This is a genomic window from Streptomyces sp. MH60, assembly GCF_002939385.1.
Lineage (GTDB): Bacteria > Actinomycetota > Actinomycetes > Streptomycetales > Streptomycetaceae > Streptomyces.
The window spans coordinates 1-17,746 of the sequence record NZ_MULI01000025.1 but is presented as its reverse complement, the minus strand read 5'-3'; the positions used below and the strand labels follow the sequence as shown (position 1 = coordinate 17,746).

The 17,746-nt window shown below is 74.1% G+C and carries 16 protein-coding genes and 1 pseudogene; 9 read left to right on the top strand and 8 right to left on the bottom strand.

All coding sequences use genetic code 11. The annotated features are described in order from the left end of the window. The first annotated feature begins 51 nt into the window (after positions 1-51). Together BZZ08_RS17790 and csnA are read left to right on the top strand one after the other, a co-directional pair. Positions 52-2,799: a SpoIIE family protein phosphatase/ATP-binding protein gene (locus BZZ08_RS17790; protein ID WP_198601549.1), complete on the top strand. Its 2,748-nt coding sequence runs from the start codon at positions 52-54 to the stop codon at positions 2,797-2,799. A 142-nt stretch (positions 2,800-2,941) separates the two neighbouring features. Beyond that, positions 2,942-3,784, top strand: a complete 843-nt coding sequence (gene csnA, locus BZZ08_RS17785) for a chitosanase CsnA (RefSeq protein WP_104633225.1) — start codon at positions 2,942-2,944, stop codon at positions 3,782-3,784. 111 nt (positions 3,785-3,895) lie between these two features. Here csnA and BZZ08_RS17780 read toward each other — a convergent pair whose 3' ends face one another. Further along, a complete protein-coding gene (locus BZZ08_RS17780) occupies positions 3,896-4,069 on the bottom strand; it encodes a CsbD family protein (protein ID WP_104633224.1) in 174 nt (57 codons plus the stop codon). 175 nt (positions 4,070-4,244) lie between these two features. Here BZZ08_RS17780 and BZZ08_RS17775 point away from each other — a divergent pair, with 175 nt between their 5' ends. Beyond that, the gene (locus BZZ08_RS17775) at positions 4,245-4,391 is read left to right on the top strand and encodes a hypothetical protein (protein ID WP_104633223.1); all 147 of its coding nucleotides are present in this window, start codon (positions 4,245-4,247) and stop codon (positions 4,389-4,391) included. 31 nt (positions 4,392-4,422) lie between these two features. Here the strand turns inward: BZZ08_RS17775 and BZZ08_RS17770 are convergent, their stop codons facing one another. Next, the gene (locus tag BZZ08_RS17770; protein ID WP_104633222.1) at positions 4,423-5,895 is read right to left on the bottom strand and encodes an MFS transporter; all 1,473 of its coding nucleotides are present in this window, start codon (positions 5,893-5,895) and stop codon (positions 4,423-4,425) included. Between the two features lie 242 nt (positions 5,896-6,137). Here BZZ08_RS17770 and BZZ08_RS17765 point away from each other — a divergent pair, with 242 nt between their 5' ends. Beyond that, positions 6,138-7,502 carry an FAD-dependent oxidoreductase gene (locus BZZ08_RS17765; protein WP_104633221.1) on the top strand — a complete coding sequence of 455 codons (1,365 nt, stop codon included), beginning with the start codon at positions 6,138-6,140 and terminating at the stop codon, positions 7,500-7,502. A 90-nt stretch (positions 7,503-7,592) separates the two neighbouring features. On the opposite strand, the gene BZZ08_RS17760 is transcribed toward BZZ08_RS17765, so the two are convergent. The 4 genes from BZZ08_RS17760 to BZZ08_RS17745 are packed head-to-tail and all read right to left on the bottom strand — an operon-like array spanning position 7,593 to position 9,750. Continuing rightward, positions 7,593-7,967 (bottom strand): hypothetical protein, encoded by a 375-nt coding sequence (locus BZZ08_RS17760; protein ID WP_104633220.1) that lies wholly within the window; start codon positions 7,965-7,967, stop codon positions 7,593-7,595. Positions 7,968-8,009: 42 nt separating this feature from the next. Next, on the bottom strand, positions 8,010-8,534 hold the full coding sequence (locus BZZ08_RS17755; protein WP_104633219.1) for a roadblock/LC7 domain-containing protein: 525 nt from the start codon (positions 8,532-8,534) through the stop codon (positions 8,010-8,012). A gap of 38 nt (positions 8,535-8,572) precedes the next feature. Next, on the bottom strand, positions 8,573-9,358 hold the full coding sequence (locus BZZ08_RS17750; protein WP_198601548.1) for a hypothetical protein: 786 nt from the start codon (positions 9,356-9,358) through the stop codon (positions 8,573-8,575). Further along, entirely contained in the window at positions 9,355-9,750 is a 396-nt protein-coding gene (locus tag BZZ08_RS17745) for a hypothetical protein (RefSeq protein ID WP_104633218.1), read from the bottom strand. Before BZZ08_RS17745 ends, BZZ08_RS17750 begins: the two co-directional genes overlap by 4 nt. Before the next feature lie 192 nt (positions 9,751-9,942). Between BZZ08_RS17745 and BZZ08_RS17740 the strand changes: the two genes are divergently transcribed. Continuing rightward, a complete protein-coding gene (locus BZZ08_RS17740; protein WP_198601547.1) occupies positions 9,943-11,025 on the top strand; it encodes a YihY/virulence factor BrkB family protein in 1,083 nt (360 codons plus the stop codon). Between the two features lie 43 nt (positions 11,026-11,068). Here BZZ08_RS17740 and BZZ08_RS17735 read toward each other — a convergent pair whose 3' ends face one another. Further along, the gene (locus tag BZZ08_RS17735; RefSeq protein ID WP_104633216.1) at positions 11,069-11,863 is read right to left on the bottom strand and encodes an SDR family NAD(P)-dependent oxidoreductase; all 795 of its coding nucleotides are present in this window, start codon (positions 11,861-11,863) and stop codon (positions 11,069-11,071) included. 195 nt (positions 11,864-12,058) lie between these two features. Between BZZ08_RS17735 and BZZ08_RS17730 the strand changes: the two genes are divergently transcribed. The 4 genes from BZZ08_RS17730 (at position 12,059) to BZZ08_RS17715 (ending at position 17,133) form a co-directional block, all read left to right on the top strand. Further along, positions 12,059-13,234, top strand: a complete 1,176-nt coding sequence (locus tag BZZ08_RS17730; protein WP_104633215.1) for a hypothetical protein — start codon at positions 12,059-12,061, stop codon at positions 13,232-13,234. Between the two features lie 188 nt (positions 13,235-13,422). Then, the gene (locus BZZ08_RS17725) at positions 13,423-13,986 is read left to right on the top strand and encodes a 2Fe-2S iron-sulfur cluster-binding protein (protein ID WP_104633214.1); all 564 of its coding nucleotides are present in this window, start codon (positions 13,423-13,425) and stop codon (positions 13,984-13,986) included. Continuing rightward, positions 13,983-14,975 (top strand): FAD binding domain-containing protein, encoded by a 993-nt coding sequence (locus tag BZZ08_RS17720; protein ID WP_104633213.1) that lies wholly within the window; start codon positions 13,983-13,985, stop codon positions 14,973-14,975. The genes BZZ08_RS17725 and BZZ08_RS17720 overlap by 4 nt, the downstream gene beginning before the upstream one ends. Before the next feature lie 28 nt (positions 14,976-15,003). After that, entirely contained in the window at positions 15,004-17,133 is a 2,130-nt protein-coding gene (locus BZZ08_RS17715; protein ID WP_104633212.1) for a xanthine dehydrogenase family protein molybdopterin-binding subunit, read from the top strand. A gap of 73 nt (positions 17,134-17,206) precedes the next feature. Here BZZ08_RS17715 and BZZ08_RS17710 read toward each other — a convergent pair. Further along, positions 17,207-17,746, bottom strand: a pseudogene (locus tag BZZ08_RS17710) (hypothetical protein); the annotation flags it as partial.

Below are 17,746 nucleotides of genomic sequence, written 5' to 3'. Positions count from 1 at the left end.
CACGGGGGGTGCCCCTCGCCACTCGGGGCCCGGCAGTGTAGACATGGGCACATGGTCCGACTGATGGGTCGATCGGGAGAACGGTCACCCCGTCGTCCCGGCGGCCCGCACGCCCGACACCGGCAGGACGCGGACCGGTCACGGCGGGGAGGGGGCGCGAGGCGGCCTGCCTCGGCGCTGCGCTCGGCGCTGTCCGGACGCAGCGTGGCCGGCCAGGTCTTCGTGATGAACGTGGTCATCGTGCTGCTCCTGGTGGTGGCCGCCGCGGTCGCCCTGGTGCTCCAGGTGCGGCGCGACAGCACGGTGGAGGCCCGCAACCGGTCCGTCTCCGTGGCCGAGACGTTCGCCAACTCCCCCGGCATCCTCCAGGCGCTGCGCAGCCCCGACCCCACGGCGGTGCTGCAGCCCCGCGCCGAGGCGGTGCGCAAGGCCACGGACGTGGACTTCGTGGTGGTCACCAACCCCGAGGGCGTCCGCTACACCCATCCCAAGCCGGACCGCATCGGCAGGAAGTTCGTCGGGAACACCGCCCCCGCACTGGCCGGGAAGACGGTGACCGAGGAGATCGAGGGGACCATCGGCCCGCTGGTCCAGGCCATCGTGCCCGTCGAGGACCCCGACGGCAGGGTGGTGGGGCTGGTCTCGGCGGGCATCACGACCGAGAACGTGGGCGGTGTCGCCGACCGCCAGCTGCCCCTGGTGCTGAGCGCGGCGGCCGTCGGACTGGCCCTGGCGACCGGGGGCACGGCCCTGGTGAGCCGCCGGCTGCTGCGGCAGACGCACGGCCTGGGGCCGCACGAGATGACCCGGATGTACGAACACCACGACGCGGTGCTGCACAGCGTCCGCGAGGGCGTGCTCATCGTCGGCGGCGAGGGCAGGCTGCTGCTGGCCAACGACGAGGCGCGGCGGCTGCTCGCCCTGCCCCCCGATGCCGAGGGGCGGCACGTCAGCGCGCTCGGGCTGCCGTCCGACCTGGCCGAGCTGCTGGCCTCGGGCCAGGCCGCCACCGACGAGGTGCATCTGGTCAAGGACCGGCTGCTGGCCATCAACCAGCGCCCCACGGACGTCCGGGGCGGCCCGGCCGGCAGTGTCGCGACGCTGCGCGACTCCACCGAGCTGCGGGCCCTGTCCGGCCGGGCGGAGACCGCCCGGGAACGCCTGGACATCCTCTACGCGGCCGGCGTGGGCATCGGGACCAGCCTGGACGTCACCCGCACCGCCGAGGAACTGGGCGAGCTGGCCGTGCCCCGGTTCGCGGACTACGTCACCGTCGACCTCTTCGACACCGTGCTGGCCGGCGGCCAGCCGGGCGGCGTGACGCCGCTGCGCCGCGCCGCGCTGAGCGGCATCACCGAGGACGTCCCGCTCTATCCGGTGGGACGGCAGATCCGCTACGTGGACTCGTCCCCGCAGGGCCGCACCCTGCGGAGCGGCCGGGCCGTCCTGGAGCCCCGCCTCGGCGAGGCCCCGGGCTGGCAGGCGCAGGACCAGGAGCGTTCCGCGCAGGTGGTGGAGTACGGGGTCCACTCGCTGATCACCGTCCCGCTGCGCGCGGGGACCCTGGTGCTCGGCGTGGTGAGTTTCTGGCGTTCGGTCAAGCCCGAGCCGTTCGACGAGGACGAGCTGGCGCTCGGCGAGGAGCTGGTCGCGCGGGCCGCGGTCTCCATCGACAACGCCCGCCGCTACACCCGCGAGCACAGCATGGCGGTGACCCTCCAGCGCAGTCTGCTGCCGCGCAGACTGCCCGAGCAGAACGCGCTGGACGTCGCCTACCGCTACCTGCCCGCGCAGGCGGGGGTCGGCGGGGACTGGTTCGACGTGCTGCCGCTGTCCGGGGCCCGGGTCGCGCTCGTGGTGGGCGACGTCGTCGGGCACGGGCTGCACGCCGCCGCCACCATGGGCCGGCTGCGCACGGCGGTGCACAACTTCACCGCCCTCGACCTGCCGCCCGACGAACTGCTCGGGCTGCTGGACGAGCTGGTCGGACGGATCGACCAGGACGAGGCGGCCGACGACAGCAGCGCCCCGGTGACCGGTGCAACCTGCCTCTACGCGATCTACGACCCGGTCGCCGGCTCCTGTGTGATCGCCCGGGCGGGTCATCCGCCGCCGGCCCTGATCCGGCCGGACGGCACCGTGGAGTTCCCGGAGGTGCCCGCGGGGCCCCCGCTGGGCCTGGGCGGCCTCCCGTTCGAGACGACGGAACTGCGGCTGGCGGAGGGCAGCCGGCTGGTGCTGTACACCGACGGGCTGGTCGAGGACCGCGTGCACGACATCGACGTCGGGCTGGAACAGCTGCGCCGGGCTCTGGAGACGGCCGGCGAGACGCCCGAGGAGACCTGCCGGACCGTCCTGGACGCCCGGCTCCCGGACCGGCCGGGCGACGACATCGCCCTGCTGGTCGCCCGGACCAGGATGCTGGGCCCGGACCAGGTGGCCGAGTGGGACGTCCCGAACGATCCGGCGGCGGTCGCCGAGATCCGGTCCCAGGTCACCCGGCGGCTGGACGAGTGGGGTCTGGACGAGCTGGCGTTCACCACGGAGCTGATCCTGAGCGAGCTGGTCACCAACGCGATCCGGTACGGCGGTGACACCGTCCACGTGCGGATGGTGCGCGACCGCAGCCTGATCTGCGAGGTGTTCGACAGCAGCAGCACCTCCCCGCACCTGCGCTACGCGGCCATGACGGACGAGGGCGGACGCGGACTCTTCCTGGTCGCCCAGCTCGCGGAGCGCTGGGGCACGCGCTACACACCGGCCGGCAAGGTCATCTGGGCGGAGCAGCCGGTGCCCTGACGGACGCGGGAGGGCCGTGGCCGACCCCTGTTCCGTACCGATTTCGCGCCGGACGGGTGCCCAGGACGCCGATTGTCTGGTAGGAAACTTTCCTATCAGTGCCCGGCACTCCCTCCCCCACTCCCCCACACCTGGAGATCCCGTGAGGCACCCCATCCCCGACCCGGCGCGCCCCGCAGGCCCCTCGCGCCGTACCGTGCTCGCCATGGCATGCGCGTCCCTGGCGACGGTCCCCCTGCTCACCCCCTCGCGCGCCGCGGCGGCGTCCGCGCGCGCGACGGGACTCGACGACCCGGCGAAGAAGGAGATCGCCATGCAACTGGTGTCGAGCGCGGAGAACTCCTCGCTCGACTGGAAGGCGCAGTACCGGTACATCGAGGACATCGGTGACGGCCGCGGCTACACCGCTGGCATCATCGGCTTCTGCTCCGGCACCGGCGACATGCTCGACCTGGTGGAGCTGTACGCCGAGCGCCGTCCCGGGAACGTGCTCGCGCCCTATCTGCCGGCGTTGCGCCGGGTGGACGGCTCCGACTCGCACGAGGGCCTCGACCCCGGCTTCCCGGACGACTGGCGCCGGGCCGCCGACGAGGACCCGGAGTTCCGCGGGGCCCAGGACGACGAGCGCGACCGCGTGTACTTCGACCCGGCCGTGCGGCGGGGCAAGGAGGACGGGCTGCGGACGCTGGGGCAGTTCGCGTACTACGACGCGCTCGTGATGCACGGCGACGGCGGCGACCTCGGCTTCGGCAGCATCCGGGAGCGCGCGCTCGGCCGGGCCCGGCCGCCCGCCCAGGGCGGCGACGAGGTCGCCTACCTGCACGCCTTCCTCGACGAGCGGGTGTGGGCGATGAAGCAGGAGGAGGCGCACAGCGACACCAGCCGGGTCGACACGGCCCAGCGCGTCTTCCTGGACCAGGGCAACCTCGACCTGGAGCCGCCGCTGGACTGGCACGTGTACGGGGACGCCTACCACATCGGCTGACCCGCGGTCCGGCCTACGGCCCCCACCGGGGCGTCCGGACAGGAGACGGGCCGCGGAACCGGCCCCACGCCGGGTTCCGCGGCCCGTGTGCCGCCGGTTCCGTGTTCCGCGTCAGTGCCGGAACACGTCCTTGCCCTTCTCCTTGGCCTGCCGGGCGTCGCCCTTGGACTGCTCGGCGCGCCCCTCGGCCGTCATCCTCTCGTTGCCGACGGCCCGGCCGGCCGCTTCCTTGGCCTTCCCCCTGGCCTGCTCCATCTTGGACTTGGACTTCTCCTTGCCGGCCACTGTGGTTCACCTCTCGGCGTTCGTGTGCGATGTCCTGTCCGGCGGGTCGCCGGGTGCGGCGGGTTCAAACGTGCGAACGCCCGGCAGGGGTGTCCGGCGGGGCTCCGGGTACGAGCACCGGCAGGACAGCTGGACAGCTGGACAGAGCGTCACGTCGTCGACTCGGAGGAACGTCATGGCCGGAGTACTGGACCGGATCAAGCGGTTCGCGCGCAGCCCGCAGGGGCGCCGGGCGACCGAACAGGTGCGCCGGGCCGCCTCGGACCCGCGCCGCCGCGCGCAGGCCCAGGAGATGCTGCGCAGGTTCGGCAAGCGCCGCTGAGCGCCCGCCCGGGGAGGTGCCGGCGGGGCGGTCAGTTCTGACCGGCGTGGGTGTGGCTGTGGGACGTCTCCGGCGGGCAGCCGCGGTCGCCGCCGGGGCGGTCCCGGTGCCAGTCGCGGACCGCGACGGTCAGCGCGCACAGCATGGCGGCGACGCCGGTGCCCACCGCCAGGGCGACGGCCTCGTGGTAGTCGTCGTGGGTGGCGTTCAGCGTCAGGTAGAAGAGTCCCGGCAGCGCGGCGGTGCCCACGGCGCCGCCCAGCCGCTGGCCCGTCTGCAGAGCGCCCCCGGCGGCGCCCGCCATCCGCACCGGCACGTCGCGCAGCGTCATGGTGATGTTCGGGGAGATCACGCAGCCGCTGCCGAGCCCGCCGAGCAGCAGGGCCGGGGCGGCGAGCCAGGCGGCCAGGCCGGAGGGTGCGAGCCAGAGCAGCAGCGCGGTCGTGCCCAGCCCCACCATGACGGCGACCAGTCCCCAGACGGTCAGCAGCCGCCCCAGCCGTTCCACCAGCCGGCCGGCCACGGCGGCGGCGACGGCCGAGCCCACGGCGAACGGGGTCACCGCCAGGCCGGACATGAGTGGTGAGTAGCCCAGGCCCTTCTGGAAGAAGAGCGCGAAGACCAGCCACACCCCGCTGAACCCCACGAAGTACAGGGCGCCCAGGCCCGCGCCGGTGGCGTAGCCGCGGGTCTCGGTGAGCAGTCCCGGCTCCAGGAGCGGCTGCCCGCCCCGCCGGGCGACCCGGCGCTCCCACCGCGCGAAGGCGACGAGGACCAGCGCGCCCGCGGGGAACAGCCACCACACCTTGGTCAGGCCCCCGCTCTCGGCGAGCACCAGCGGCAGCATCAGCGCCAGGATGCCCGCGCCGAGGAGCACCACGCCCACGGGATCGAGCCGTCCCCGGCCGCCGGGCGCCACCCGGGGCAGCAGGCGGAAGCCGAGGAGCAGCGCGAGCACGCCGACCGGCACGTTCACGTAGAAGATCCACCGCCAGCCCTCGGGGCCCGCCAGCGCCAGGATCAGACCGCCGACGACGGGTCCCACGGCGCTGGAGACCCCCACGGTGGCGCCGAACAGCCCGAACGCGCGGCCGCGTTCCGCGCCCCGGAACAGCTGCTGAATCAGTGCCGAGTTCTGGGGCGCGAGGCTGCCCGCGGCGACTCCCTGGGCGAGCCGGGCGGCCACCAGCAGTTCGATGCCGGGTGCGGCCCCCGCCGCGGCGCTGCAGAGCACGAAGGCGGCCAGGGCGGCGAGGAAGACGCGGCGCCTGCCGAACGCGTCGCCGACCCGGCCCGCGGTCACCAGGGTCAGGGCGAACGCGAGCGCGTAGCCGGAGACGACCCACTGCACGGCCGCCGGTGAGGTGTGCAGCCCCTCCTGCATGGAGGGCAGGGCCACGGCGACGATCGTCACGTCCAGCAGAGTCATGAATCCGGCGACCAGGGTCACCCACAGGGCCCGCCAGCGGTTGGGGTCCGAGCTGTCGTCGTCCGGACGCTGCACACGGGCTCCTCTCGGGAGGCGGCACGGGGCGCACCACTGCGTCCCCACGCCTGCGTCACCCGTGACCAGGGCTTCAAACCCGCGCCCGGCCGGGTACGCGCACCCGACCCCCAAACCCGAACCATGAGATCCCATAAGATGTCCTTATGACCTCATAGACCGGACCCGCGTACCGACTTAGGCTTGCCTTAGCTTAGGCTTCCCGGAGAGTCGATCTGTCACCGCTCGAAGGGAACCTGAACATGCCCCGCCCTCTGCGGGTAGCCATCGTCGGATCCGGCCCGGCCGGGATCTACGCCGCTGACGCCCTGCTCAAGTCCGAAGTGGCCGCCGACCCCGGTGTTTCCATCGACATCTTCGAGCGCATGCCCGCCCCGTTCGGACTCATCCGTTACGGCGTCGCGCCCGACCACCCACGGATCAAGGGCATCATCACGGCCCTGCACCAGGTGCTCGACAAGCCGCAGATCCGCCTCTTCGGCAACGTGAACTACCCCGCCGACGTCAGCCTGGACGACCTGCGCGCCTTCTACGACGGTGTGATCTTCGCCACCGGCGCCACGGCGGACCGGGCCCTGTCCCTTCCCGGCATCGACCTCGACGGTTCGTACGGCGCGGCCGACTTCGTCGCCTGGTACGACGGCCACCCCGACTTCCCGCGCACCTGGCCGCTGGAGGCGGAGAAGGTCGCCGTCCTCGGTGTGGGCAACGTGGCCCTGGACATCGCCCGGGTCCTCGCCAAGACCGCGGACGAGCTGCTGCCCACCGAGATCCCGCCGAACGTGTACGAGGGCCTGAAGGCCAACAAGGCGCTGGAGGTCCACGTCTTCGGCCGCCGCGGCCCGGCGCAGGCGAAGTTCAGCCCGATGGAGCTGCGGGAGCTGGACCACTCCCCCAACATCGAGGTGATCGTCGACCCCGAGGACATCGACTACGACGAGGGCTCGATCGCGACCCGGCGCGGCAACAAGCAGGCCGACATGGTCGCCAAGACCCTGGAGAACTGGGCGATCCGCGACGTCGGCGACCGCCCGCACAAGCTGTTCCTGCACTTCTTCGAGTCGCCCGCGGAGATCCTCGGCGAGGACGGCAAGGTGGTCGGCCTGCGCACCGAGCGCACCGAGCTGGACGGCACGGGCAACGTCAAGGGCACCGGCGAGTTCAAGGACTGGGACGTCCAGGCGGTCTACCGGGCCGTCGGCTACCTCTCCGACCAGCTGCCCAAGCTGCCCTGGGACCTCGAGACGGGCACGGTCCCGGACGTGGGCGGCCGGGTCGTCCAGGAGTCCGGCGAGCACCTGCGGTCGACGTACGTCACCGGCTGGATCCGGCGCGGTCCGGTCGGTCTGATCGGGCACACCAAGGGCGACGCCAACGAGACGGTGGCCAACCTGCTGGACGACTACGCGAACGGCCGTCTCCAGACGCCCGCCTCGCCCGCTCCCGAGGCCGTGGACGCCTTCCTCGCCGAGCGCAACGTCCGCTTCACCACCTGGGACGGCTGGTACAGGCTCGACGCCGCGGAGAAGGCGCAGGGCGAACCGCAGGGACGTGAGCGCGTGAAGTACGTCGAGCGCGAGGACATGCTCCGCGAGAGCGGCGCCTGAGCCAGGACGCCCGGCGCCGGTGGCCCCCTCGCGGGGCACCGGCGCCGGACGCGTCCGCGGGGTCCGCGGGGGGCGAACGGGCGGGCGGGCTCAGACCTCCAGGTCGGTCTCGATGCGGCGCAGCTGGTGGCGGGCCATGGCCAGGTTGGCGCGGCTCGCGTCCAGCACCAGGTAGAGGAAGAGCCCGTTGCCGCCGCGCCCCTTGAGCAGGCGGATCATGTGGTACTGGGTGTTCAGGGTGATCAGGATGTCCTCGATCTCGTCCTTGAGACCGAGGTGCTCCATCGTGCGCAGTTTGGACCGTACGACGTCGGTGTTGCCGGCGGCGGCGACCTCGAGGTTGAAGTCCTTGCCGCCGCCCAGGGTGCCGAGCGCCATTCCGCTGGTGTAGTCGACCAGCGCGACGGCGGTCGCTCCGTCGATGGAGCTGAGGCATTCCTTGAGCGAGGTCTCCAGGTTGGCCATGGTGGTTTCCTTTCCGGACGTGATCGGTACGCGAGGGGTGGCTCAGGTCGGCCGGTGGTGACCGCCGGCCTGGGGGGTGGGCTGGTGTGCGGGCCGTTGCGGGGTGCGCACCGGCAGGGTGCCGATGGGGCGGGCCGGCTGGGCGGGCAGCGCCGCACCGTGCTCGGCGGCCGGGGCGCGGACGCGTTCCGCCCCGGTCCCGGCGGCGACCAGCTCCCCGATCCGCGCGCCGCTGCGCCGCCCCTCCAGGTGCAGGCGGCCCACGTTGACCCGGCCGTCGGCGAGCAGGGTGAGCACGGCGGCCGGACCGGCGGCGTAGGTGGCGACGTAGCCGTCGGTCCCGCGCAGCAGCAGTTCGCGGAAACCGCCGCGCGCGGTGGCTTCGGCCATGCGGTGCGCGACGCCGAGCGCGGCCGCGGTGAGCGCGGCGAGACCCTCGGGTTCGGTGCCCGGCGCGTCGTGGGCCAGGACGAGGCCGTCCACGGTGGCCGCGAGCGACCCGGTCAGCTGGGGCACGCGGTTGCGCAGCCGGTGCAGTTCGTCCAGGACGTCGCTCTCGACGGCCATGAGCAGTCTCCTTTCGTCGCGCCGGCGGCGCGCGCGGATCACAGGGCCTCCAAGGCGTCTCGAAGCCGTCGCAGCAGGGCCGTGTCGGGGTCGTCCCACACGACCGCCCGCGGTTCCGGGCCGGGGGGAAGCGGCGGGGCGGCGGGTGGCGCGGCACGGACGAGGCCGTCGGCGGCCAGGCGCCGCAGTTCGACCAGGGTGTGGTAGGTGCGGCAGGCGAGCGCCGACGCGATCTCCGCGGCGGTGCGTACGCCGTCGACCTGGGCCAGGGTGCGGCCGCGCCGCACGGGCAGCTCGGCGGTGTCCGTCCCCGGCACCCGGGCCAGGGGGAGCGCGTCGACGGCGGGGTCGGGCCAGATCCGGTCCAGCAGGTCGCGCCGCCGCCCGCACTCGCGGACGACGACGTCCACCGGGACGGAGCGGACCGCGCCGAGCCAGTGCACCGCGCCGGGCCGGAAGCGCTGGGCGCGTGTGTCGTGGGCCAGGACGAAGTACGCGGCGTCGAACAGTGCGCCCAGGTGGCAGACCTCCAGCGCGCCCGCGGCGAGCCGGCCGCCGGCCACGAGCCGGTGGCCGACCCGGTGCTGGGCGCCGCCCCGGGCGACCGCCTCCCACCAGCCGTCCGGCGGGACCGCGCCGCTGCGGGTGAGCAGCGCGCCGAGGTCGGGTGTGAAGGCCGACTCCACGTGCACGACGCGGCCCGCCGAGAGGTAGACGATGCCCCGCTCGCCCGACAGGGCACCGGTCGCCCCTTCGGCCGCGAGGGCACCGAGCGCCTCCGCCGTCGTCCCGTGCGTGGTCCATGCGGTCGTCACCCGGGTCATCCGAGCACCAGCCGGTCCGCCATCTCGGCCAGCCGGATGCGGGCCAGGGCGAGGTTTCCGTCGTTGCGGTCCAGCCACAGGTGCAGGAAGACGGTGCTGTCGAACGGGGTGCTGACGAACCTGAGCAGGTGGTAGGCGTCGCCGGTGGTGGCGATCAGGTCCTCCACCGGGGGTTCCTTGCCGGGCTCCGCGATGCCGCCCGCCGCCAGGGAGCCGCTCTCCGCGACGTGCCGGCCCAGCTCCGCCGTCTCCGCGGCGGTCGCCTCCCAGTCGCCGCCCGGTGCCTCGCCGACGGCACCGAGAGCGAGCCCGCTGATCCAGTCGACCAGGGACGCTCCGCGCGCGCCGGGCAGTCGCATGGCTTCCAGCAGACTCTCGTCGATTCCGGGCACGCCGGATCCCCTCCCCTGCACGGCTGTACCGCGAACGTGACGACGACACTACGGAAAGTGCACGCATCCGGTGAGCGCTTTGGCATTTTCCAGAGGAACGTGCGCGCGCTCGGGCATACTGCGGAGTTCGGCCCGTCCAGGGCCCGCCCGGCCAGGGAGCGTGCGACCGCCGAGACGGGCAACCCGGGGGGCATGGCCCGACTCCACCTCCCCCGCGGGGGGAAGCACCCGAAGGACACACCGGCGGACGAACCGGCCGACGGACCGGACGACGAGAAGACGGCCGAGGACTACGGTCCCGGCGCCGCCACCGAGGACGCCGCCCCCGACTCCCCCACCGAACTGCCCCGGCGTTCGTGGTTCGCGCTGTCGCGGCGCGTGGTCCACGAGTTCAAGGACGACGAGCTGACCGACCGGGCCGCCGCGCTGACCTACTACGGCATCCTGTCGCTGTTCCCGGCCCTGCTGGTGCTGGTCTCGCTGCTCGGCATCGCCGGGGAGTCCGCCACCCAGGAGGTGCTGGACAACGTACAGAAGCTCGCGCCGGGTTCCGCGCGGGACGTGATCACGAACGCCGTGGAGCAACTGCAGGCCAAGGCGGGCCTGGGCTCCGTGCTGGCCGTGGTCGGTCTGGTGGGCGCGGTCTGGTCGGCGTCCGGCTACGTGGCCGCGTTCATCCGCGCCGCCAACGCGGTCTACGACGTGCCCGAGGGGCGCCCGGTGTGGAAGGTGCTGCCGCTGCGGGTGGCCCTGACGGTGGTGCTGCTCGTGCTCGCGGTGGTCAGCGCGCTCATCGTGGTGTTCACCGGGAGCCTGGCCCGGCAGGCCGGCACGGCGCTCGGCGTCGGCGACACCGCGCTGACCGTGTGGTCGATCGCCAAGTGGCCGGTGCTGGTCCTGCTCGTCACCTTGATGATCGCGATCCTGTACTGGGCCGCGCCGAACGCCCGGGTCAAGGGATTCAAGTGGATCTCCCCGGGCAGCCTGGTCGCGCTGCTGATCTGGCTGCTCGCCTCCGCCGGGTTCGCCTTCTACGTGGCCAACTTCGGCTCGTACAACAAGACGTACGGCACCCTCGCGGGCGTCATCATCTTCCTCGTGTGGCTCTGGGTGACGAACCTGGCCATTCTGCTCGGCCTGGAGTTCGACGCGGAGCTGGCCCGGCAGCGGGTCATCGACGGCGGTTTCCCGCCGGACGAGGAACCGTACGTCGAACCGCGCGACACCCGGGCCTGGAACGAGGCGGACCGGCGGCGCGCGGCCGAGGACGACTGAGGCCGAGGACGACTGAGGCCGAGGACGACTGAGGCCCAAGACGCTACGGAAGGATCGAGTCGACGTATCCGCCGTCGACCCGGACGGCCGCACCGGTGGTGGCCGAGGCGAGCGGGGAGCTGAGGTACACCACCAGGTTGGCGATCTCCTCCGGCTCGATCAGCCGCTGGAGGAGGGACTGCGGGCGGTGTTCGCGCATGAAGACGCGCTGTGCCTCGTCCCAAGGCAGGTCGCGGTCGACCAGCTGGTACACGAAGTCCTCGACGCCCTCGGTGTGGGTGGGACCGGCGATGACGCAGTTCACCGTGACGCCGCTGCCCGCGGCCTCCTTGGCGAAGCCGCGGCCGACTCCGAGCAGGGCCGTCTTGGACACCCCGTAGTGGATCATCTCGGCCGGGATGACGACGGCCGAGTCGCTCGCGATGTACAGCACCCGGCCCCAGCCGCGGTCCCTCATCCGGGGGAGGTGGGCGCGCGTCAGCCTGACGCCCGCGAGGACGTTGATCTCGAAGTAGCGGCGCCACTCGGCGTCGCTGATCTCCAGCGCGGGCGCGGCACCGAAGACGCCGAGGTTGTTCACGAGGATGTCCACGTCGGGCAGCGCCTCCAGGGCCCGCTCGGCGCCCTCCTCGGTACCGAGGTCGGCCGCGACCGGCACGAACGCGCCGTCCGGCACCTCGGCCCGCAGCTTCTCGACGCTCTCCGCCAGACGACCGGCGTCGCGCCCGTTGACGCCCACGGTGGCCCCGGCCCGCGCCAGTCCGGCGGCGATCGCCGCCCCGATGCCCTGCGAGGAGCCCGTCACCAGTGCGGTGCGTCCGCCGAGGTCGAGGTTCATCAGGTCGCTCCTTCTCATGCCGTACGGTCGGTCGGGCTGATCCTGCCCACCCTCGCTCATGACGCACCCGCGCCACGGCCGGCCGCACCGTGCGCGGCGCCGCGGCCCGCCCGGTCGGCGGACCCCCCGGTGCTCTCGACTGACCTGCGGCGACGATACTTGCCTACGTCCGTGCCCCTGCTGCCCGATGGACCCATGCCGACCTCTCCCACCGCCCGCCCCACGCATCCGCCCACGCTGTGGGCCGCTCGCGGCCGCCATGTCGGCTCCGCGGCCGAGGACACCGTCCGGCACCGGCTGCGGCGGCTCAAGGACGACCACGTCATCGACGACTTCCTGGAGCCGCCCGAGGAGCCGGCGGCCGAGCCTGCGGCCGCCGGGACCCCCGGCCCACGGATCTTCGAGGCGCGCTGGAAGGCCCCCGGGGCCGTCACCGTGCGGGCCAGAATGATCCTGGAGCCCGGCTCGGCGGGCGGCCAGGACTGGACGCTGCTCGCGGAGGCCGAGGATGCCTGGGATCTCGCCTGGCCCTCCCCCGCCACCGTGTTCTGGCCCGACGACCCGGACGTCACCTGGGACCGGGACGCCGCCACGGGGCTGCGGCTGCGGGGCATCAACACCCTGCCCGACGACGACAAGGCCGTGCGCCGGCTGCTCAAGGAGGCCGGGCGCAGCCCGTGGAACATCCACGTCGTCGTGCACGAGGCGATGACCCCGGACCACCGCGGCCGGGTGCCGCTGGCGCAGCGGCTGCCGCCCGGTCTGCGGCACCGGGTGGTCGAGCACCGCGCCGCGCCGCAGCAGTTGCGGGTGGTGAACTGGGCCCTGGAGGACTTCGGGGTCCAGGTGCCGCGCGGCGGCGCCGTGGTGCTGCCCGGCACGCCGGCCCCGGCCGACTACGCCGCCGACGACTTCTCCGTCCGCACCGTCTTCCTGGACGGCTCCGAGCCCACCGGGCTGATCGCGGCGGTGACGTCCTTCGCCGCGCTGCCCAGGCCGCTGCCCGACGACGCGGTGGCGGCCCTCGGCTCGCTGCGGGAGGACTGGCGGCTGCTGACGCTGGAGGAGGAGCTGGAGCGCGAGCGCAAGCTGGTGAAGATGTACGCCGAGGCACTGGAGGCCATGACCCAGTCCCGTGACCTGTACCGGGAGGCGGCGGAACGCGCGGCCGAGGCCCTCGCCGTGTACCGGGAGTCCGCCGAGGCGGCACCGGCGGGGCCCGCACCCGCCCAGACACCGTCGGTGTCTCCCCTGCGGGGTCTGACCCGCACGCTGGAGCGGTTCAGGGGCTCCGCCCGGACCTCCCGCGCGGACGCCACCGCCCCCCGCGACACGGCGGAGCCTCCCGGGCCCCGGGCGACCGACGACTGACGCCCGGCGCCGGGCGCCGGGCGCCGGGCGCCGGGCGCCGGGCGCCGGGCGCCTTCGGTCGCTCGGGGGCATCGAACCCGGGGTCTCCCCTGCGGGGTGCGGTGAGGGCACCCTCACGTGTCATCCGGCGCGAGGTGGATACGCGGACGGCACAGGAGCACGGCCCGTCCCGGAAGGTCATCGACGCCATGGACAGCCAGCACGACAGCGCCCCCGCTTCCCGCCCACCGGCACCCTCCCGTTCGCAGACCACGCTGCGCGTCAACGGCAAACCGCACACCCTCACCGTCGATCACCGTCGCGTCCTGCTGGACCTCCTGCGGGAGGACCTCGACCTCGCGGGCGCCAAGAAGGGCTGCGACCACGGGCAGTGCGGCGCCTGCACGGTCCTGGTCGACGGGCGGCGCGTCAACAGCTGCCTGCTGTTCGCGGTCGCCCTGGACGGCTGCGAGATCACCACCGTGGAGGGTCTCGCCGGGGACGGCGAGGAACTGCACCCGGTGCAGCGGGCCTTCCTGGGCCGCGACGCCTTCCAGTGCGGCTACTGCACCCCGGGCCAGATCTGCTCCGCGGTCGGCGCGCTCGCCGAGGCCGCGGCCGGGCATCCCTCCCACGTCACCGACCCGGCGACACCCTCCGGGGAGCCCGTCGCGCTGGGCCGGGACGAGATCCGGGAGCGGCTGAGCGGCAACCTGTGCCGGTGCGGTGCGTATCCGCGGATCGCCGACGCGGTCGAGGACGTGATCCCGTGAAGCCCTTCGCCTACGTACGCGCGGGCAGCGTCGAGGAGGCCACCGATGCCTTCGCGGCCCACCCCGGCGCCCGCTACCTCGGCGGCGGCACCAACCTCGTCGACCTGATGAAGCTCGGCGTGGAGACGCCCGCGGCGCTCGTCGACGTCACCCGGCTGCCGCTGGACACCGTGGAGGAGTTGCCGGACGGCGGGCTGCGGGCCGGGGCGATGGTCCGCAACAGCGACCTCGCGGCCCACCCGGCGGTGCGCGACCGTTACCCCGCGCTGTCCCAGGCGCTGCTGGCCGGTGCCTCCGGGCAGTTGCGCAACGTCGCCACCACCGGCGGCAACCTGTTGCAGCGCACCCGCTGTCCCTACTTCCAGGACGTCTCCAAGCCCTGCAACAAGCGGGAGCCCGGCAGCGGCTGCGGCGCGCTGGAGGGCGTGCACCGCGATCACGCGGTGCTCGGCCACTCCGACCAGTGCATCGCCACCCACCCCTCGGACATGGCGGTGGCGCTGGCCGCCCTCGACGCGCGCGTGGAACTGCACGGCCCCGAGGGCGCGCGCAGCGTGCCCGCCGCCGACTTCCACCGGCTCCCCGGGCTGCATCCGGAGCGGGACACGGAGATTTACCCGGGCGAGCTGATCACCGGTGTGGTCCTGCCCGCGGCCACGGCCGGGCTGCCCTCGGCGTACCGCAAGGCCCGCGACCGGGCGTCGTACGCCTTCGCGCTGGCCTCCGTCGCCGTCGTGCTGCACCTCGCGGACGGGGTGGTGGAGCGGGCCGGGATCGCCTTCGGGGCGCTGGCGCACCGGCCCTGGCGGGCCCGGCGGGCCGAGGACGCGCTGCTGGGCGCGGCGCCCACGACGGCGGCGTTCGAACACGCCGTCGACCTGGAGCTGGCCGCGGCCGAACCCCTGCGGGACAACGCCTACAAGGTGCCGCTGGCCCGCCGGCTGGCCCTGGACGTACTGGGCCGGCTCGCCCCGCCCGCCACCACCTGACGACCGAGGTGTCCACGAGGAGGACTCCATGACCGCCACCGATGCCGTCCTGGGCGCTCCCGTCGAGCGCCGGGAGGGGCGGGAGAAGGTCACCGGCACCGCCCGGTACGCCGCCGAGTACCCAGCGCCGGGCCGCGCCCAGGCCTGGCCCGTGCCGGCGACGGTCGTACGGGGCCGGGTGACCGGCGTCGACACCGCGCCCGCGCTCGCGCTGCCCGGCGTGCTCGCGGTGCTCACGCACGAGAACGCGCCCCGGCTCGGCACCCCGGACGACCCGACGCTGGCCGTGCTCCAGGACGCGCACGTCCCGCACCGGGGCTGGTTCGTGGGCGTGGTGGTGGCCGAGACGCTGGAGGCGGCCCGCGCCGGAGCCGCCGCCGTCCGGATCACCTACGAGACCGAGCCGCACGACGTGACGCTCACCGCCTCGCACTCCGGGGCGTACGTCCCCGAGTCCGCCAACGGCGGCTTCCCGGCCGTCACCGAACAGGGCGACCCGGACGGCGCCCTCGCCTCCTCGGCGGCCCGGGTGGACGTCGAGTACCGGGTGCCGCCGCTGCACAACCACCCCATGGAGCCGCACGCCAGTACGGCGCACTGGGACGGCGACCGGCTGGCCGTGCACTGCTCCAGCCAGGGCACCACGGCGGTGCGCAAGGAACTGGCGCGCCTGTTCGAGCTGCCCGAGGACCGGATCACGGTGCGCGCCGAGCACGTGGGCGGCGGGTTCGGCTCGAAGGGCACACCGCGTCCCGAGGTGGTGCTGGCCGCGATGGCGGCGCGCGAGACCGGGCGGCGGGTGACCGTCGCACTGCCGCGCCGCTACCTGCCCGCCGTCGTCGGGCACCGCGCGCCGACCCTGCACCGGCTGCGCCTCGGCGCGGACGACGGCGGCCGGCTCACCTCGCTCGTGCACGAGGTGACGACGCACACCTCGCGGGTGAAGGAGTTCGTGGAACAGGCGGCGGTCCCCGCCCGGGTCATGTACGCCGCTCCCGCCCTGCGTACGGTCCACCGCGTGGCGGCGCTCGACGTGCCCACGCCCTCCTGGATGCGCGCCCCCGGCGAGTGCCCCGGCATGTACGCCCTCGAATCGGCGATGGACGAGCTGGCCGCCGAACTCGGCGTCGACCCGGTGGAGCTGAGGATCCGCAACGAACCGGAGCGCGAGCCGGACAGCGGAAAGCCGTTCAGCAGCAGGCATCTGGTGGAGTGTCTGCGCGAGGGTGCCCGGCGCTTCGGCTGGGAGGGCCGCGACCCCCGTCCGCGGTCCCGCGAGGCCGGTCCCCTGCTGATCGGCAGCGGGGTGGCCGCGGCCACCTACCCGGTGCTGGTCTCCCCGTGCGTCGCCTCGGCGCGCGCCCTGCCCGACGGCGGATTCCTGATGCGGGTGAACGCCACCGACATCGGCACGGGTGCCCGCACGGTGCTGGCGCAGATCGCGGCCGACGCCCTCGGCGCCCCGCTGGACCGGGTGCGGGTCGAGGTCGCCGACAGCGGTATCGGGTTCGCCCCGATGGCCGGTGGTTCCTCGGGCACCGCGTCCTGGGGGTCGGCCGTGCACCAGGCGTGCGTCCGGCTGACCGCCCGGCTGGCGGAGCGCTCGGGGCCGCTGCCGGCCGAGGGGGTCACGGCCGAGGCCGACACCTCCGGGACGGTGGACGCGGAGAGCCCCTTCGCCCGGCACGCGTTCGGCGCCCATTTCGCCGAGGTGAGCGTGGACACCGTCTCCGGTGAGGTGCGGGCGACCCGGCTGCTGGGCGTGTTCGCCGCCGGGCGCATCCTCAACGCGCGTACGGCCCGGTCCCAGTTCATCGGGGGCATGACGATGGGCCTGGGCATGGCGTTGACCGAGGACAGCACGGTGGACCCGGTGTTCGGTGACTTCGTCGAGCGCGATCTGGCGTCGTACCACGTGCCCGCGCACGCCGACGTCGCGGACGTCGAGGCGCACTGGGTCGACGAGAAGGACGACCACCTCAACCCCATGGGCAGCAAGGGGATCGGCGAGATCGGGATCGTGGGCTCGGCGGCGGCCGTGGGCAACGCCGTCCACCACGCCACCGGCATCCGCTTCCGGGAACTGCCGCTCACTCCCGACCGGGTGCTCACCGCCCTGCTGGAACACGAGCATCCCGCGGGCACGCTGGGCGTCTGACGGCAGACGCGTGGTCCGCGCCGGTTCACCTTCCGGCGCGGACCACGCGCTGTCGGGAAGCGGGCAGTGCCGGTCAGTCCGCGGCGGTGCGGCTCGCCACGGCCACGGAGCGGGTCGGCCTGCGCCGCGCGGAGGCCGGCGCGGCCACCCGCACGCACAGTGCCGTCAGCGCGACGAGCGAGGCGACCACGGCCACCGCGACCGCGATCCAGACCGGTGCCAGCGTCAGGTCCGTGACCGGGGACACCCGCGCCGAGGGGGTGGCGCTGCCGTAGAGCTTGGCCGCGGCCAGCGCCGCCGGTCCCACGACCGCGGCGGCGAGCAGCGGTACGGCCGGCCGCACGGTCAGCAGCAGGGCCAGCACCAGGCAGAGCGCCGACAGGCCGAGCGCCACCCCGTAGGCCGGTGCGGAGGCGTCGCCTCGGTGCAGCGGGAAGTAGCCCACGCCGCACCCGGCCAGGACCGCGACGGTGAGCCAGGCCGGCCAGACCGGACCGCGGGCGGCCCGCCGTGCCGCGCGGTCCCGGTCGCGCGCCGCACGGGCCCTGTCGCGGTCGCGCGGAGCACGGGACTCCGCATGACGCGACGCGCGGGATTCCGCACGGTCGCGCGC

Coding starts and splice junctions, on each gene's coding strand:
- BZZ08_RS17790 (WP_198601549.1), top strand. CDS start 52: ATGGTCCGACTGATGGGTCGATCGGGAGAACGGTCACCCCGTCGTCCC.
- BZZ08_RS17775 (WP_104633223.1), top strand. CDS start 4,245: ATGGCCGGAGTACTGGACCGGATCAAGCGGTTCGCGCGCAGCCCGCAG.
- BZZ08_RS17765 (WP_104633221.1), top strand. CDS start 6,138: ATGCCCCGCCCTCTGCGGGTAGCCATCGTCGGATCCGGCCCGGCCGGG.
- BZZ08_RS17760 (WP_104633220.1), bottom strand. CDS start 7,967: ATGGCCAACCTGGAGACCTCGCTCAAGGAATGCCTCAGCTCCATCGAC.
- BZZ08_RS17755 (WP_104633219.1), bottom strand. CDS start 8,534: ATGGCCGTCGAGAGCGACGTCCTGGACGAACTGCACCGGCTGCGCAAC.
- BZZ08_RS17750 (WP_198601548.1), bottom strand. CDS start 9,358: ATGACCCGGGTGACGACCGCATGGACCACGCACGGGACGACGGCGGAG.
- BZZ08_RS17740 (WP_198601547.1), top strand. CDS start 9,943: ATGGCCCGACTCCACCTCCCCCGCGGGGGGAAGCACCCGAAGGACACA.
- BZZ08_RS17735 (WP_104633216.1), bottom strand. CDS start 11,863: ATGAACCTCGACCTCGGCGGACGCACCGCACTGGTGACGGGCTCCTCG.
- BZZ08_RS17730 (WP_104633215.1), top strand. CDS start 12,059: ATGCCGACCTCTCCCACCGCCCGCCCCACGCATCCGCCCACGCTGTGG.
- BZZ08_RS17725 (WP_104633214.1), top strand. CDS start 13,423: ATGGACAGCCAGCACGACAGCGCCCCCGCTTCCCGCCCACCGGCACCC.
- BZZ08_RS17715 (WP_104633212.1), top strand. CDS start 15,004: ATGACCGCCACCGATGCCGTCCTGGGCGCTCCCGTCGAGCGCCGGGAG.